Origin of the sequence: Pseudoflavonifractor sp. MSJ-30, assembly GCF_018918045.1 — a bacterium.
Taxonomy (GTDB): Bacteria; Bacillota; Clostridia; order Oscillospirales; family Oscillospiraceae; genus Faecousia.
In genome coordinates, this window is the sequence record NZ_JAHLPU010000018.1 from 50,152 (window position 1) to 64,108 (window position 13,957).

Annotated in this window: 14 protein-coding genes and 1 tRNA gene; 7 read left to right on the forward strand and 8 right to left on the reverse strand. The window is 57.5% G+C overall.

The window, feature by feature from the left end:
* Positions 1-48: 48 nt before the first annotated feature.
* Positions 49-3,576 (reverse strand): pyruvate:ferredoxin (flavodoxin) oxidoreductase, encoded by a 3,528-nt coding sequence (gene nifJ / locus KQI10_RS02520; protein ID WP_216565832.1) that lies wholly within the window; start codon positions 3,574-3,576, stop codon positions 49-51.
* Between the two features lie 268 nt (positions 3,577-3,844).
* On the opposite strand from nifJ, the gene KQI10_RS02525 reads away from it, so the two are divergent.
* The 3 genes from KQI10_RS02525 (at position 3,845) to KQI10_RS02535 (ending at position 7,098) form a co-directional block, all read left to right on the forward strand.
* Positions 3,845-5,365, forward strand: a complete 1,521-nt coding sequence (locus KQI10_RS02525) for a YifB family Mg chelatase-like AAA ATPase (protein ID WP_216565833.1) — start codon at positions 3,845-3,847, stop codon at positions 5,363-5,365.
* Between the two features lie 97 nt (positions 5,366-5,462).
* Positions 5,463-6,653, forward strand: coding sequence for a tRNA uracil 4-sulfurtransferase ThiI (gene thiI / locus KQI10_RS02530; protein ID WP_216565834.1), 1,191 nt, complete (start codon positions 5,463-5,465; stop codon positions 6,651-6,653).
* Positions 6,634-7,098 carry a CinA family protein gene (locus KQI10_RS02535; protein ID WP_216565835.1) on the forward strand — a complete coding sequence of 155 codons (465 nt, stop codon included), beginning with the start codon at positions 6,634-6,636 and terminating at the stop codon, positions 7,096-7,098. Before thiI ends, KQI10_RS02535 begins: the two co-directional genes overlap by 20 nt.
* A gap of 50 nt (positions 7,099-7,148) precedes the next feature.
* Here the strand turns inward: KQI10_RS02535 and KQI10_RS02540 are convergent, their stop codons facing one another.
* Positions 7,149-7,661 (reverse strand): hypothetical protein, encoded by a 513-nt coding sequence (locus KQI10_RS02540; RefSeq protein ID WP_216565836.1) that lies wholly within the window; start codon positions 7,659-7,661, stop codon positions 7,149-7,151.
* A 14-nt stretch (positions 7,662-7,675) separates the two neighbouring features.
* Positions 7,676-8,725, reverse strand: a complete 1,050-nt coding sequence (locus tag KQI10_RS02545) for a low specificity L-threonine aldolase (protein ID WP_216565837.1) — start codon at positions 8,723-8,725, stop codon at positions 7,676-7,678.
* 128 nt (positions 8,726-8,853) lie between these two features.
* On the opposite strand from KQI10_RS02545, the gene KQI10_RS02550 reads away from it, so the two are divergent.
* Positions 8,854-9,102, forward strand: coding sequence for a sporulation transcriptional regulator SpoIIID (locus KQI10_RS02550; RefSeq protein WP_216565838.1), 249 nt, complete (start codon positions 8,854-8,856; stop codon positions 9,100-9,102).
* Between the two features lie 34 nt (positions 9,103-9,136).
* Here the strand turns inward: KQI10_RS02550 and KQI10_RS02555 are convergent, their stop codons facing one another.
* Positions 9,137-9,283, reverse strand: a complete 147-nt coding sequence (locus KQI10_RS02555; protein WP_216565839.1) for a hypothetical protein — start codon at positions 9,281-9,283, stop codon at positions 9,137-9,139.
* A gap of 102 nt (positions 9,284-9,385) precedes the next feature.
* Here KQI10_RS02555 and KQI10_RS02560 point away from each other — a divergent pair, with 102 nt between their 5' ends.
* The 3 genes from KQI10_RS02560 to KQI10_RS02570 all read left to right on the forward strand — a co-directional run bounded on the left by KQI10_RS02560 (position 9,386) and on the right by KQI10_RS02570 (position 11,895).
* Positions 9,386-9,868 (forward strand): 23S rRNA (pseudouridine(1915)-N(3))-methyltransferase RlmH, encoded by a 483-nt coding sequence (locus KQI10_RS02560; RefSeq protein ID WP_216565840.1) that lies wholly within the window; start codon positions 9,386-9,388, stop codon positions 9,866-9,868.
* A gap of 105 nt (positions 9,869-9,973) precedes the next feature.
* On the forward strand, positions 9,974-10,312 hold the full coding sequence (locus KQI10_RS02565) for a PadR family transcriptional regulator (RefSeq protein ID WP_216565899.1): 339 nt from the start codon (positions 9,974-9,976) through the stop codon (positions 10,310-10,312).
* The gene (locus KQI10_RS02570; RefSeq protein WP_216565841.1) at positions 10,309-11,895 is read left to right on the forward strand and encodes a DUF4097 family beta strand repeat-containing protein; all 1,587 of its coding nucleotides are present in this window, start codon (positions 10,309-10,311) and stop codon (positions 11,893-11,895) included. The genes KQI10_RS02565 and KQI10_RS02570 overlap by 4 nt, the downstream gene beginning before the upstream one ends.
* A gap of 44 nt (positions 11,896-11,939) precedes the next feature.
* Here the strand turns inward: KQI10_RS02570 and KQI10_RS02575 are convergent, their stop codons facing one another.
* The 4 genes from KQI10_RS02575 to KQI10_RS02590 all read right to left on the reverse strand — a co-directional run bounded on the left by KQI10_RS02575 (position 11,940) and on the right by KQI10_RS02590 (position 13,957).
* A complete protein-coding gene (locus KQI10_RS02575) occupies positions 11,940-12,665 on the reverse strand; it encodes a 16S rRNA (uracil(1498)-N(3))-methyltransferase (RefSeq protein ID WP_216565842.1) in 726 nt (241 codons plus the stop codon).
* 249 nt (positions 12,666-12,914) lie between these two features.
* Positions 12,915-12,997 (reverse strand) — tRNA-Leu (locus KQI10_RS02580).
* A gap of 37 nt (positions 12,998-13,034) precedes the next feature.
* Entirely contained in the window at positions 13,035-13,592 is a 558-nt protein-coding gene (locus tag KQI10_RS02585; protein ID WP_216565843.1) for a histidine phosphatase family protein, read from the reverse strand.
* Entirely contained in the window at positions 13,589-13,957 is a 369-nt protein-coding gene (locus tag KQI10_RS02590; protein ID WP_216565844.1) for a bifunctional adenosylcobinamide kinase/adenosylcobinamide-phosphate guanylyltransferase, read from the reverse strand. The genes KQI10_RS02585 and KQI10_RS02590 overlap by 4 nt, the downstream gene beginning before the upstream one ends.

Consider the following 13,957-nt stretch of genomic DNA (forward strand, 5'->3'; position numbering starts at 1 on the left):
TTTCCAGGGGCGGGCAATTTCATTTACGCGGGAGAAATGCCTCGGGGATTAGCCCTTGTACATCTCAACCAGCTTCAGCAGGTGCTCGTAACGCTCCTTGGCGGCTTCCTCGTTCTTGGGGAACAGCTCAGCAGCACGCTCGGGGAACTCACGGGTCAGACGGCTGTAGCGGGCCTCGTTCATCAGGAACTCCTGATAGCCGCCCTTAGGAGCCTTGGAGTCCAGAGTGAACTTGCCGGTCTCCTTGGAGGGATCGAACCGGAACAGGTTCCAGTAGCCGCACTCGACAGCCTTCTTCATCTCGGCCTGGCAGTTGGTCATGCCGCCCTTGATGGAGTGCATCTCGCAGGGAGCGTAACCAATGACCAGAGAAGGACCATTGTAGGCCTCAGCCTCAGTGATGGCCTTCAGGGTCTGAGCCTGGTTGGCGCCCATAGCGACCTGAGCAACGTAAACATAGCCGTAGCTCATAGCAATCTCAGCCAGGGACTTCTTCTTGGTTTCCTTACCGGAGGCAGCGAACTGAGCGACCTGGCCGATGTTGGAAGCCTTGGAGGCCTGTCCGCCGGTGTTGGAGTAAACCTCGGTATCGAAGACGAAGACATTGACGTCCTTGTTGGAAGCCAGCACATGGTCAACGCCGCCGAAGCCGATATCATAAGCCCAGCCGTCACCGCCGAAGATCCACACGGACTTCTTGGACAGATATTCCTTCTTGGACAGGATATCCTTCACGGTGTCGCAGCAAACATTGGCTTCCAGGTTGGCAACCAGAGCCTTGGTAGCTTCCTTGTTGGCGTTGCCGTCGTTGTAGGTATCCAGCCAAGCCTGGCAAGCAGCCTTCCGGGCCTCGTCAGCGGTGTTCTCGATGACGGAGCGGATCTTGTTGGCCAGGGACTCACGGATCACGGACTGAGCGGTGTACATACCCAGACCATGCTCGGCGTTGTCTTCGAACAGGGAGTTTGCCCATGCGGGACCGTGGCCCTCAGCATTGACAGTGTAGGGAGCGGTAGCAGCGGGGCCGCCCCAGATGGAGGAACAGCCGGTGGCGTTGGAGATGTACATCCGATCGCCGAACAGCTGGGTCACCAGACGGGCGTAAGAGGTTTCGGCACAGCCGGCACAGGAACCGGAGAACTCCAGCAGAGGCTTGTGGAACTGAGAACCCTTCACGGTGTTGTCCTGCATGTCCTTCTTCTCGGACACGTGGTCAACCATGTAGTTCCAGACTTCCTGCTCAGGCAGCTCCTGCTCCTGAGGAACCATGGTGATGGCCTGAGTGGGGCAAACGCCGACACAGACACCGCAGCCCATGCAGTCCAGAGGAGAAACAGCCATCATGTACTTGTAAACGCCCTTGCCCTTGCCGGCCTTGACGTCCACCAGACGGGCACCGGCGGGAGCGGCCTTGACCTCTTCCTCAGTCAGCGCGAAGGGACGGATGGTGGCGTGGGGGCAGACATAAGCACAGTTGTTGCACTGGATGCACTTGGTCTCGTCCCAGTGAGGAACGGTAACGGCAACGCCGCGCTTCTCGTAAGCGGAAGCACCCAGGGGGAACTGACCGTCGGGCAGATCCTCGAAAGCGGAAACAGGCAGGCTGTAACCATCCATCTTGCCGATGGGGTTCAGGATGCTCTTAACGACCTTAACGGTGTCGGCACGGCCTTCCAGATGAGCCTCAGCCTTGTTGTCCTCAGCATCAGCCCAGGAAGCGGGAACATCAATCTTCTTGTAAGCGTTGGCGCCCACATCGATGGCGTTCCAGTTCTTCTCGACAACGTCCATGCCCTTCTTGGCGTAGGAGTGCTCAGCGGCATCCTTCATGTACTTGATGGCCTCCTCAGCAGGCATAACCTTTGCCAGGGAGAAGAAAGCGGACTGCAGGATGGTGTTGGTGCGCTTGCCCATGCCAACCTTGATGGCCAGGTCGATGGCATCAATGGTGTACAGCTGGATGTTGTTCTTGGCAATGTAGCGCTTTGCGGAGGCATCCAGGTGATGCTCCAGCTCAGCCATATCCCACTGGCAGTTGATCAGGAACACGCCGCCGGGCTTGACGTCCTGGACGATCTTGAAGCCCTTGGTGATGTAGGAGGGGTTGTGGCAGGCCACGAAGTCAGCCTTGTTGATGTAGTAGGGGGACTTGATGGGCTTGTCGCCGAAGCGCAGGTGAGAAACGGTGACACCGCCGGTCTTCTTGGAGTCGTACTGGAAGTAAGCCTGTACGTACTTGTCGGTGTGGTCGCCGATGATCTTGATGGAGTTCTTGTTGGCGCCAACGGTGCCGTCGCCGCCCAGACCCCAGAACTTGCACTCGATGGTGCCCTCAGCAGCGGTGTTGGGGGAAACCTTCTCGTCCAGGGACAGGTGGGTCACATCGTCAACGATGCCGATGGTGAACTCATGCTTGGGAGCGTCCTTAGCCAGCTCTTCGTAGACGGCAAAGACGGAAGCGGGATGGGTATCCTTGGAACCCAGACCGTAACGGCCGCCGATCACAGTCACATCGTGACGGCCGGCCTGAGCCAGAGCCATAACGACATCCTGATACAGAGGCTCGCCCTGAGAGCCGGGCTCCTTGGTACGGTCCAGAACCGCGATCTTCTTGGCGGTGGCGGGGATAGCAGCCAGCAGCTTCTCAGCGCAGAAGGGCCGGAACAGACGAACCTTGACCAGACCGACCTTCTCGCCATGGGCATTCAGGTAGTCGATAACTTCCTCAGCCACGTCGTTGATGGAGCCCATGGCCACAATCACGCGGTCGGCATCGGGAGCGCCGTAGTAGTTGAACAGCTGATAGTTGGTGCCCAGCTTCTCGTTGACCTTGGCCATGTACTTCTCGACCACTGCGGGCAGGGCGTTGTAGTACTTGTTGGAAGCCTCACGGTGCTGGAAGAAGATATCGTCGTTCTCGTGGGAACCACGCATAGCGGGACGCTCGGGGTTCAGGGAGTGGGCACGGAAAGCGGCAACGGCGTCCATATCCACCATGTCCTTCAGGTCCTCGTAGTCCCAGATGGCGATCTTCTGGATCTCATGGGAGGTACGGAAACCATCGAAGAAGTTGATGAAGGGTACGCGGCCCTCAATGGCAGCCAGGTGTGCCACAGCGCCCAGGTCCATAACTTCCTGAACGTTGGTCTCGCACAGCATGGCGAAGCCGGTCTGACGGCAGGCGTAAACGTCGGAGTGATCGCCAAAGATGTTCAGAGCCTGAGCAGCTACGGTACGTGCGGAAACATGGAACACGCAGGGCAGCAGTTCGCCGGCAATCTTGTACATGTTGGGGATCATCAGCAGCAGGCCCTGAGAAGCAGTGTAGGTGGTGGTCAGAGCACCGGCGGCCAAAGAGCCGTGAACGGTACCGGCAGCACCTGCCTCAGACTGCATCTCAACGACCTTTACGGTGTTGCCAAAGATGTTCTTGCGGCCAGCAGCGGACCACTGGTCAACGTTGTCGGCCATGGGGCTGGAGGGGGTGATGGGGTAAATGCCAGCGACCTCAGTAAAGGCGTAGCTGACGTGGGCGGCAGCGGTATTGCCGTCCATGGTTTTGAATTTTCTTGCCAAAATGAAATACCTCCTAAAGGATTCAAGTTTTGCGTGTATATATTACCACGAAACAAGGCGGTTGTAAAGCCAATTGGAGACAAAAAACTGAAATTTTACGAATCCGCCAAATTCCCGGGCTGATTTTGCTATATATATTTGTAAATAGGGGTATCGAAATTTGAAATAGGGATTGTCTTTTCAACAAAAATGCTATATGATAGAAATATTCTGATTCTTTTGGCGGAATGCTGTGCATTTTGCCACACTCTGAAAGGAGCGCATGCCAATGATCTGCAGTGTGCGTACACTGGGCGTTTCCGGAATTCAGGGCTCCGTCGTCATGGCAGAGAGCTACATTTCCGGCGGACTGCCCGGATTTGATATCGTGGGTCTGCCGGATGCCGCCGTAAAGGAGGCCCGGGAGCGGGTCCGGGCCGCGGCCAAAAGCTCGGGGCTGAAATTCCCCATCAGCCGGATCACCGTCAATCTGGCTCCCGCCAATCTGAAAAAGGCGGGGACCCATTATGATCTGCCCATCCTTCTGAGCATCCTCTGTGCCTCCGGCGAGATCCGCCGCCCGGCCTCGGACTGCGCTTTCCTGGGGGAGCTGAGCCTGGACGGACAAATCCGGCCTGTTTCCGGTGTGCTGCCCATGGCTCTGGCCGCCAAGCAGAACGGACTGCGTTTTCTCTTTGTCCCCGCGGAAAACGCTGCGGAGGCTACCCTCTCCCGGGGCCCGGAGATCATCCCGGTGCATAACGTCCGGGAGTTGGCAGACGGGCTGAACGGTCTGCGGGAGCTGTCCAGCGAACCGCTTTGGGTTCCGGAGGCAGACACCGAGCCCATGCCCGACTTTCAGGATGTGCTGGGGCAGGAAAATGTCAAGCGTGCCCTGGAGGTCGCGGCGGCAGGAAGTCACAATGTGCTGCTTATCGGTCCCCCGGGTTCCGGAAAAAGTATGCTCTCCAAGCGCCTGCCCTCCATTCTGCCGGATATGACCTGGGCAGAGAGTCTGGAGGTCAGCCAGATCTATTCCGTCATGGGCCTTTTGACAGCCAGGCAGCCTCTGGTAACCCGCCGTCCCTTCCGGGCGCCCCACCATACGGTGTCCAACGCGGGACTTGTAGGCGGCGGCAGCAATCCGAAGCCGGGAGAGATCTCTCTTGCCCACAAGGGCGTACTCTTTCTGGATGAGCTGCCGGAATTCCGGAAAGATTCTCTGGACCTGATGCGTCAGCCCCTGGAGGATGGCAAAGTGACCATTTCCCGGGTTTCCGGTTCCTTCACCTACCCTGCCGAGTTCATGATGGTCTGCGCCATGAATCCCTGCAAATGCGGGTGGTACGGCGATCCCAGCGGCCGGTGCCGGTGCAGTCAGCAGTCCGTGGAGAATTACCAGAGTCGTATTTCCGGCCCAATGCTGGACCGGATCGACATTATTGTAGAGGTCAATGCCGTGCCCTTTGAGGATCTGCGGGAGCGGGCCCAGGCAGAGCCGTCCTCTGCCATCAAGCAGCGGGTCAACGGCGCACGCCAGATCCAGATCAGCCGGTTCGGGGAAGACTCCGGTATGTGCAACGCCCGCATGGGTCCGGGGGAGATGCGGCAGCACTGCGCGCTCACCGACGAGTGCGCCGGTCTTATGAAGGACGCCTTTGAATCCATGGGACTGACGGCCCGGAGCTACGACCGGATCCTGCGGGTCGCCCGCACCATCGCGGATCTTGACGGCAGCGAGGACATTCAGGTCCCCCACATCGCCGAGGCCATACAGTACCGGGCCGTGCGGCTGGGCAGCGGCGGTTAAAGAAAGACTTTGCCCTTGCTTTTCCCGGGCGTATCCGATATAATGTATCAGAATTTGCGGAGTTCCCCTTTTGGAACCCCGGTAGAAAGGAATCCCTATGAACGAAATTTTTCTTTTGAAGCTGGGCGAGATCATCCTCAAAGGCTCCAACAAGCGCCAGTTTGAAAACAAGCTGCGGCAGAACATTCGCCGTCGGATGAAGCCCTACGGAAATTTTGACGTATACATCCTGCAGTCCACGGTCTATGTAGAGCCCCAGGATGAGGAAGCGGATGTGGAAGGGGCCTGGGAGGCCTGCAAGAGCATCTTCGGCGTCAACAGCATCTGCCGGTGCCGCCCTTGCGAAAAGAATATGGACGCCATCTTCGAGGCCGTGGAAGCCTACCTTGGCGATGAGCTGGACTGCGCTGCCTCCTTCAAGGTGGAATCCAAGCGCTCCGACAAGCAGTTCCCCATGAGTTCCATTGCCATTTCTCAGGAAATCGGCGGTCGTCTGGCAGAGGCCCACCCGAATGTGGCCGTTGACGTGCACCATCCCGCCTACACGGTCTATGTGGAGGTCCGGGATCTGTCCGCCTATGTCCATGGTCCGGCCCTGCCCGGCGCGGGCGGATTGCCCACCGGTGTGGGCGGCAGAGCCATGTGTCTGCTCTCCGGCGGCATCGACTCCCCTGTTTCCGCCTACATGATGGCCAAACGGGGTGTGGAAATTGAGTCTGTCCACTTTTTCTCCTACCCCTATACCTCCCAGCTTGCCAAGGACAAGGTTCTGGAGCTGGCAAGACTTGTCACCCGCTACAGCGGGAAAATGACCGTGAACATCGTCTCCTTCACGGAAATCCAGGAGGCCATCCGGGACAACTGTCCGGAGGAATACTTTACTCTGATCATGCGCCGGTTCATGATGGAGATCTCCCAGCGGCTGGCCCGGGAGGACGGCTGCGGCGCGCTGGTCACCGGTGAGAATCTGGGGCAGGTGGCATCCCAGACCATGGAGGCCATGACCGTTACCGGCGCCGTGGTGAATATGCCCATTTTCATGCCCCTGGTTGGCATGGACAAGGAAGAGATTGTCACCATCGCCCGGAAAATCGGCACTCTGGAGACTTCCATTCTCCCCTACGAGGACTGCTGCACCGTCTTTACCCCCAAGCATCCCAAGACAAAGCCAACTCTGGGCCAGGTTATCCATGCGGAGCGGAATCTGGACCGGGAGGCTCTGATTACCCGGGCACTGGAAAGCGTTGAGAAAATCAAGGTGGCATACCATGACGAGCCTCTGCTGTAAGGTTCTGGAAGCGTTGCGGGGCAAAACCCTCGTAACTGCGGAAAGCTGCACCGGCGGCGGCATCGGCGCGGCCCTGACCGCCGTTCCCGGAAGCTCCGCCGTCTACAAGGGCGGCATCATCAGCTATACAAACTGGGTCAAGCACAACCTTCTGGGGGTGGATCAGAAACTGCTGGATACTTTGGGCGCCGTTTCCGCCCCCGTGGCCGAGGCTATGGCAGAGGGGGCCCGAAAGGTATTGCGGGCCGATATTGCTGTATCCGTTACGGGCCTTGCCGGTCCCGGCGGAGACGAGTTCGGCAACCCCGTTGGGCTGGTCTTTATCGGCTACAGCGATTGCCGCAAAACCCTCTCCCGCCGCTTCCTCTTCCCCAGTGACCGGGAGGCTGTCCGGCAAAACGCTTGCCGGGAAGCCCTGAAGCTGGTGCTGGAAAACAACGCGTAACAAAAAGGAAGGATCGCATTCCGAAAACGGTTTGCGGCCCTTCCTTTTTATCATTCTCTCGGATCCGATTTTTCGTCCGATTCACAGGCGCGGTAGGAGACAAAGAGTTCCCCGACCCTATTCTGAAAAGCATCCCAGCGGGCACGGTTTTCCATTTCTGCCTTGCGCATAAGCTCCTCACACTGCCGGTTGACCTGTGCAAGCTGCTGCTGCGCGGCGGCGTTGATTCCGTCTGCCTGCTGCTGGGCCTTTGCCACAATTTCCGCCGCCTGACGGTTTGCATCCTCCAGAATATGCTGGGACATGGTTTCTGCGTCCGCGCAGCCCGCCCGGACGGAGCGGAGGTAGTCGTCCGCGGCATTCTGGGCTGCCGTAAATACATCGTTCAGAGCCAAAGCCGCTTCGGCAATGGAGCCGGTGGAATCCATCCGGATCTGCCGGTCCGCTAGCTTCTGCCGCAGTGTCTCCTTCTCCGCCTCCAATGTCTCTTCCCTCTTTTTCAGCTCATAAATGATCTCAATCAGTTCTCCGCGGCCAAGGCGGCGCAGCTCTTTGTCTGTCATGGTGTCTCTCCTTTTTACGCCTGCCGTGCCAATAGCTTTTCCAGCTCCCGGCACAGGGCATCCACGTTTTCCGGCTTTGTCGCCCAGCTGGTACAGAAGCGAACGGCCCGATGGCCGTCATCCACCCGGCACTGTTCGGAAAACACAAATCTCTTTTTCAGTTCTGTCAGAACGTCGTCCGGGAGAATGGGAAAAATCTGGTTTGTCTCATTCCGCACCAGCAGAGGTACATGGTTTTCCGCAAGGCATGACCGTATTCTGTCCGCCATAGCGTCTGCGTGGCCGGAAATTTCGAAGTAAAGTCCATCCTCCAGCAGTGCCTCAAACTGCACCCCCAGCAGCCGCCCTTTGGCAAGCATACCGCCGTGCTGTTTGATCAGATAGCGGAAATCCTCCTTCAAAGCCGGGTTGGAAATCACAACGGCTTCGCCGAACATGGCCCCAACCTTTGTGCCGCCGATGTAGAAGACATCACAGAATTTTGCCAGATCCGGCATCGTCACATCATTGCCGTTTGCTGCCAGACCGTAGCCCAACCGGGCGCCGTCCAGGAAAAGATACAGTCCCAACTCGCCGCAAACCCGATGCAGCGCCTCCAGTTCCCTGCGGGTATACAGTGTACCCAGTTCTGTAGGATTGGATATGTAGACCATTTTCGGCTGGACCGTGTGCTCAAAGCTCTCGTCAGCCCGATGGGCCAGGACGCAGCTGCGCACCTGCTCCGCCGTAATCTTTCCGTCCGCGTTCGGCAGCCAGAGTACCTTGTGGCCCGTTGCCTCGATGGCTCCGGTCTCATGGACATTGATATGGGCGGTATCCGCGCCCAGTACGCCCTGGTGAGGCCGCAGGGCTGCGGCAATCACCGTCAGGTTGGTCTGGGTACCGCCCACCAGAAAGTGAACGTCCAGGCTTTCGTCCCGGCACAGCCCCCTGATCAACTGGGCGGCCCGGGCACAGTGGGCATCCATGCCGTAACCCGGCGTCTGCTCCATATTGGTCTTTGTCAGGGCTTCCAGCACCTTGGGATGGCAGCCCTCGGAATAGTCGTTGTTGAAATAGATCATTTCGGCACCTCATTTCTCTGTGTTCCCATTTTAGTGCCCCAGCCGTTTTTTGTCAAGCTGTCATAAGATCCTTTCCGGAAGAATACCCATGGTAGTGCGGAATCTATCAGCATCGGAGGGGACGCCCGATGAACGACGAGATGGAGCGAAGGACCTGTGAACTGGCTGCCTATGTGATCGAAACCGGCGCCACCGTGCGCGCCGCTGCCCGGAAATTCGGCATTTCCAAATCTACGGTGCATAAGGACCTGACCCAGCGGCTGCCAAAGACCCACTCCGGACTCTCTGAGCAGGTCCGGGAAGTCCTGGATTGGAACAAGCAGCAGCGCCATATCCGGGGCGGTCTCGCCACCAGGCGAAAATACAAAGGGAAATGATCGTGCGGCAGCCGAATTGGGGCTGCCGCCTTTGCTACAGATCGTCCACATCCTGGACGGGTTCTTCCAGAATTTCCTCCGGACGGCCCGTATAGCTTCCCTGGGGATCTGTCTGAATGCTGCCGGAGATGCCGCCCTCCGGGGGCAGAAACAAAGGCGGCAGCTTGCGTTTGCTTTTCATGGTTATCCCTCCCCTGCCAGTCTGCGCAGTTGCCGGAGAAAGATACCCTATTGCGTTCTTTTTTCTCCTATGGTATGCTATGGACGCAAGGAGGACGGAACAATGTTCGAAATCACTTTGATCACCATGGGCAAGCTGAAGGAGAAATTCTATATTTCCGCTGCTCAGGAATATGCCAAGCGGCTTTCCGGCTACTGCCGGTTTACCCTTCTGGAATTGCCGGAGTACCGGCTGCCGGAAAATCCCAGCCCGGCGGAGATTGCCGCGGGGCTGGAAAAAGAGGCGGAGGATATTCTCTCCCGCATCCCAAAGGGCGCCTGGTTCTGTGTTTTTACGCCGGAAGGAAAAGTCATCAGCAGCGAGACCTTCGCTGAAAAGCTGGCTTCCGTCAAGCTGTCGGGCAAGAGCAGCGCCTGTTTTCTCATCGGCTCATCCTTCGGCATGGCCCCAAGAGTCAAGGAGAAAGCGGATTTTAAGCTCTCCATGGGGCCGATGACCTTCCCCCACCATCTGGCCCGGATCATGGTACTGGAGCAGCTGTACCGGGCGGAAGCCATCCAGGCGGGAAGCCGGTATCATAAGTAACGTATTCGGCGGCGGGATGTTCCTGCCGCTGCCTTTTTCTTGCGAGATACCTTGACAGGTGAGGTATCTCATGATAGTATGGGTTTCAGAAAGGTGGTGCTGGCCATGTCAATTGCCGGAGATTTGATCCGTGGGCACACGGACGCAATCATACTGGCCCGTCTGCTGCAATCCGACAGCTACGGCTACGAAATCAACAAAACCATCTCCACCATGACCGGCGGCAAATTTGAGCTGAAAGAGGCCACGCTCTACACGGCCTTCAAGCGCTTAGAGGAGCAGGACTATATTCGCTCCTATTGGGGCGACCAGGGCAGCGGCGCCCGGCGGCGGTACTACTCCATCACCCCGGAAGGTCGGGAAGCCTGCCACCGGCTGCAGCTGGAATGGCTGGAGACACGGCAAATCATGGATCATCTGTTGGAAGGGAAGGATACCTTATGAGAGAAAAGCTGAAAGAATACGTTCACCTGCTCTTTGCCGGAACCGTGGGCAAAGAGGATATGGAGCAGGAGATTTTGCAGAATACATTGGACCGGTTTGACGACTGGGTTTCCAGAGGCTTCTCCGAGGAGGATGCCTACCGGAAAGCGGTCTCCGGCATTGGGGATATCGATGCCCTTCTGGGAAAGGCCGCCTCCCCGGAACGGGAAGATGCCTCCGGCTATGTTCCCCTGGGAAAGCGGATTTGCAATGCCGTGGCTGTTTTCCTGTACATTACCTGCCCCATTCCCCTATTCATTTTTCAGAACGAAATTGGACTGTGCTGTCTGCTGGCGATGGTTGCCTGCGGTGTGGTGATTCAGATTCTCGCCGGAAAGCTGATGGATTCTTTGGAGACATACAACCCCATCTCCGGAGGGACACGGGTCGCCTTGACCGTTATCGCCATTTTCTTTTATATTCTCTGCCCGGTACCCCTGTTTCTTCTGCAGGATGAATTTGGGCTGTGCTGTTTGCTCTCCATGGTAGCGCTGGGTGTGGCCATGCAGCTCATTGCCGGAAAAAGCACCGGGCAGCCAATGAAAGCTGAAGAAGGCCTACAAAGCGAAGTACAAAAGAGTGTCCGTTCCCTGCTGTGGCTGCTAACCCTTGGGGTATACCTTCTCGTCAGCTTCCGCACCCATGCCTGGTGGATCACCTGGATTCTCTTCCCCATTGCGGATTCCCTGACGAAGCTGGTGTTCGCCCTGCTGGGAAAGCATTCCCTGCGCAAGGCAGCCCTCAGCGTCCTGCTGACTGTGGTTCTTTGTGCCTTCCTTTTCAGCATCCCCGTAAAGCGCCTGACCGTTGGCGCGCTCTCCATCAGCAATTCTGCAAACCGCGGCACGGAATCCGCGAGCCAGAGCTTTGACGCCTCCCAGGTGCGGTCCCTGGAAATTGACTGGGTGGACGGCTCGGTCTCCATCCGGCAGGACACCGGGGACACCCTGCGCTATGCCGTCTCCGGCGGCGACGCGGACAGCACCGCATACTCCCTGGAGGATGGGAAACTCACCATCAGCGCCATGGAAAGCAGCGTTCTGAATTTTGGCAGCCACAGAGGTGCGGACCTGACGGTGCTGGTTCCAAAGGGTTGGACGCCAAAGGAGCTTTCCGTAGAGAGTATTTCCGCTCCCATTCAGATTGAAAACCTGACGGGAACGGAATTGGACGTGGACACCGTATCCGGTGTGATGGAATTGAAGGACATCCGGTCCGACAAGCTGAGCCTTTCCACCATTTCCGCAAAGATCACCTGCTCCGGCGCGGCCCATGAGATTTCCCTGGAAACCACCTCCGGGAACTGCGCTCTGGAGCTGACGGAACGCCCCGAGAAAATCGACCTGGATTCCGTCTCCGGGGATTTGGAGCTGTTCCTGCCAAAAACAGCGGGCTTCACCCTGAGACAGGACACCGTCAGCGGCAAATTCCGCTCGGATTTTGACTATACCTGTCCTTCCGAAAGCCGCTATGTATCCGGTGACGGCAGCTGTGCCATCAGTGCCGATACGGTTTCCGGAAATGTAAACATCCGGCAGAAATGAATTTACGGCGTACCGCCTGAGCTGCGGTACGCCGTTTCCGTTATTCAATACTCCCCTGCCGCGTACATGACGGCGGAGAGGGCGCACAGCGGGGCTGTCTCACAGCGCAGTATGCGCTTGCCGAGGGTGCAGACCGTCAGACCGGCGTCCAGCGCCTGAGAGACTTCCCGCTCCTCCAGACCGCCCTCCGGGCCGGTCAACAGGCTGACGGTCTTCCAGTGGCCGCTATCCAGAGCGTCGTGCATGGTGACGGTATCCTCATGCTCGTAAAAAAGCAACGCCTTATCTGCCTGTGCCGCCCGGCGCAGCGCTTCAGCATAGGATCCCAGCACCAGCACCTCCGGGATCAGCCCCCGGCCGGATTGCTCGGCTGCGGAGGCGGCAATCTTCTGCCAGCGCTCCAGCTTCTTTTTCAGGCTCTTTTCATCCGGCCGGGACACGCAGCGCTCCGACGGGAACGCTACGATCTCTACGGCCCCAAGCTCTGTGGCTTTCTGGATCACATGCTCCAGCTTGTCTGCCTTGGGAAAAGCCATATACACACTGACCCGGACCGCGGCCTCGCTCTCCGAAGGGCGGCATTCTCCACAGGTAAGGGTCAGCACCTCCGGGTCCTCTACCCGGCACAGACATTCCCTGCCCTGCCCGTCACAGAGCAGGACTTCCTCACCGGCTTTCAGCCGCAATACCCTGGCGTGTTTGGCGTTTTCTCCGGTCAGCTGACAGGAGGGACCGGAAAGCGCCTCCTGCGTTACAAAAAATCGAATCATACTTGGGCCTCACTTTTGTTTTTCCCCAGTATAGCATACCTTCCCCGGATGCGCAAGCGTCGGAAGTTCAACCGCACGTTTGGTCTTCTCAAGAAGCGGTTCATCGTTTTTCCTTAATTGCAGGGCAGCAGTAGATTTTGTTTTCGTACCGCAGACCGGGGGCAAAAGACCCGCTGTCCAGCCGCCGACGATTTATTCAGAGTTTCCGTAACAAAAAAGAGCAGGTCACTCTTCAGAATGACCTGCTCTTGGTGCGAGAGAGGGGACTCGAACCCCCACGGCATAACCACACGCACCTCAAACGTGCTTGTCTACCATTCCAACACTCTCGCAAGTGCCTGTGTATTATACCGTAGATTTTCTGTTTTGTCAATCCTTTTTTCCGGGAATCGCCCGGTAGGAATTTCCCTCAATCAAATACCCATGCCCGGGGTCGGGCTGCCACTGATAGCGGCTCTTATTCTCCTCCGGGAAAAGATGCTCCATGATGGCGGCGATTACGCCGCCGTGGGTCACAAGCACGGTATCCTCCTGCCGCAGCTCCTGCAGAGCTGCCAGGACACGAGCAAGCATCTGGTTTCCGCTCTCCCCTTTTGGGGGGACGTTTGCCATATTGTCGCCGGTGATCCAGTCCAGATAGGCCGGATCATTTTTCAGTTCTTCATATGTGTGCATTTCGAAAACACCGAAATCCACTTCCCGAAAGGCTGGCCTTTTTTCGTGAGGGACGTCCCCGAAGAGCGCGGCGAGTGTCTGTTCCGTGCGCAGCATGCCGGAGGTCAGGAAACGGACATTGGAGATCTCATAATGCAGTCCCTTCAATTCTTCCCGCCCTGCTTCTGAAAGGGGCAGATCTGTAGACCCGCAGTAGCGGTGCCGGAGATTCGCCTCCGTCTTGCCATGGCGAATGAGGTAAAGTCTGCTCATTTCAGCTTTTGCTCCAATCCGCAGTATATCCGGTACACGTTGTCCGCGTTTTTGGCCAGGTACTGGCATACAAGTCCTGTAGTGTGCCGCCACAGCCGCATCGTCGCGTCGATGGGCACAACACCGCAGAAAATATCCATGCAGATAATGACCTTATCCGATAGGTCCTGCTGCTTCAGCTTTTCCAGAGGATCGATACCTGCCTGAACGCAGGCAAGAACATACTCCTCCAATCTGTCGATACAGGGCCTGGAAAAATCGATGGCCGTATCGGTGCAGAGGAAAATCTGTTCCTCAGAGAACCCAAATTTCTCTTTTGCAAAGGCGTGTTTGCCCTGATAGGCGCCGCCGATAATCAGTTTCAT

Excerpts from the sequence above, each read along its gene's own strand:
- KQI10_RS02525 (WP_216565833.1), top strand. The coding sequence starts at position 3,845 with ATGATCTGCAGTGTGCGTACACTGGGCGTTTCCGGAATTCAGGGCTCC.
- thiI (WP_216565834.1), top strand. The coding sequence starts at position 5,463 with ATGAACGAAATTTTTCTTTTGAAGCTGGGCGAGATCATCCTCAAAGGC.
- KQI10_RS02535 (WP_216565835.1), top strand. The coding sequence starts at position 6,634 with ATGACGAGCCTCTGCTGTAAGGTTCTGGAAGCGTTGCGGGGCAAAACC.
- KQI10_RS02540 (WP_216565836.1), bottom strand. The coding sequence starts at position 7,661 with ATGACAGACAAAGAGCTGCGCCGCCTTGGCCGCGGAGAACTGATTGAG.
- KQI10_RS02545 (WP_216565837.1), bottom strand. The coding sequence starts at position 8,725 with ATGATCTATTTCAACAACGACTATTCCGAGGGCTGCCATCCCAAGGTG.
- KQI10_RS02550 (WP_216565838.1), top strand. The coding sequence starts at position 8,854 with ATGAACGACGAGATGGAGCGAAGGACCTGTGAACTGGCTGCCTATGTG.
- KQI10_RS02555 (WP_216565839.1), bottom strand. The coding sequence starts at position 9,283 with ATGAAAAGCAAACGCAAGCTGCCGCCTTTGTTTCTGCCCCCGGAGGGC.
- KQI10_RS02560 (WP_216565840.1), top strand. The coding sequence starts at position 9,386 with ATGTTCGAAATCACTTTGATCACCATGGGCAAGCTGAAGGAGAAATTC.
- KQI10_RS02565 (WP_216565899.1), top strand. The coding sequence starts at position 9,974 with ATGTCAATTGCCGGAGATTTGATCCGTGGGCACACGGACGCAATCATA.
- KQI10_RS02570 (WP_216565841.1), top strand. The coding sequence starts at position 10,309 with ATGAGAGAAAAGCTGAAAGAATACGTTCACCTGCTCTTTGCCGGAACC.
- KQI10_RS02575 (WP_216565842.1), bottom strand. The coding sequence starts at position 12,665 with ATGATTCGATTTTTTGTAACGCAGGAGGCGCTTTCCGGTCCCTCCTGT.
- KQI10_RS02585 (WP_216565843.1), bottom strand. The coding sequence starts at position 13,592 with ATGAGCAGACTTTACCTCATTCGCCATGGCAAGACGGAGGCGAATCTC.
- KQI10_RS02590 (WP_216565844.1), bottom strand. The coding sequence starts at position 13,957 with ATGAAACTGATTATCGGCGGCGCCTATCAGGGCAAACACGCCTTTGCA.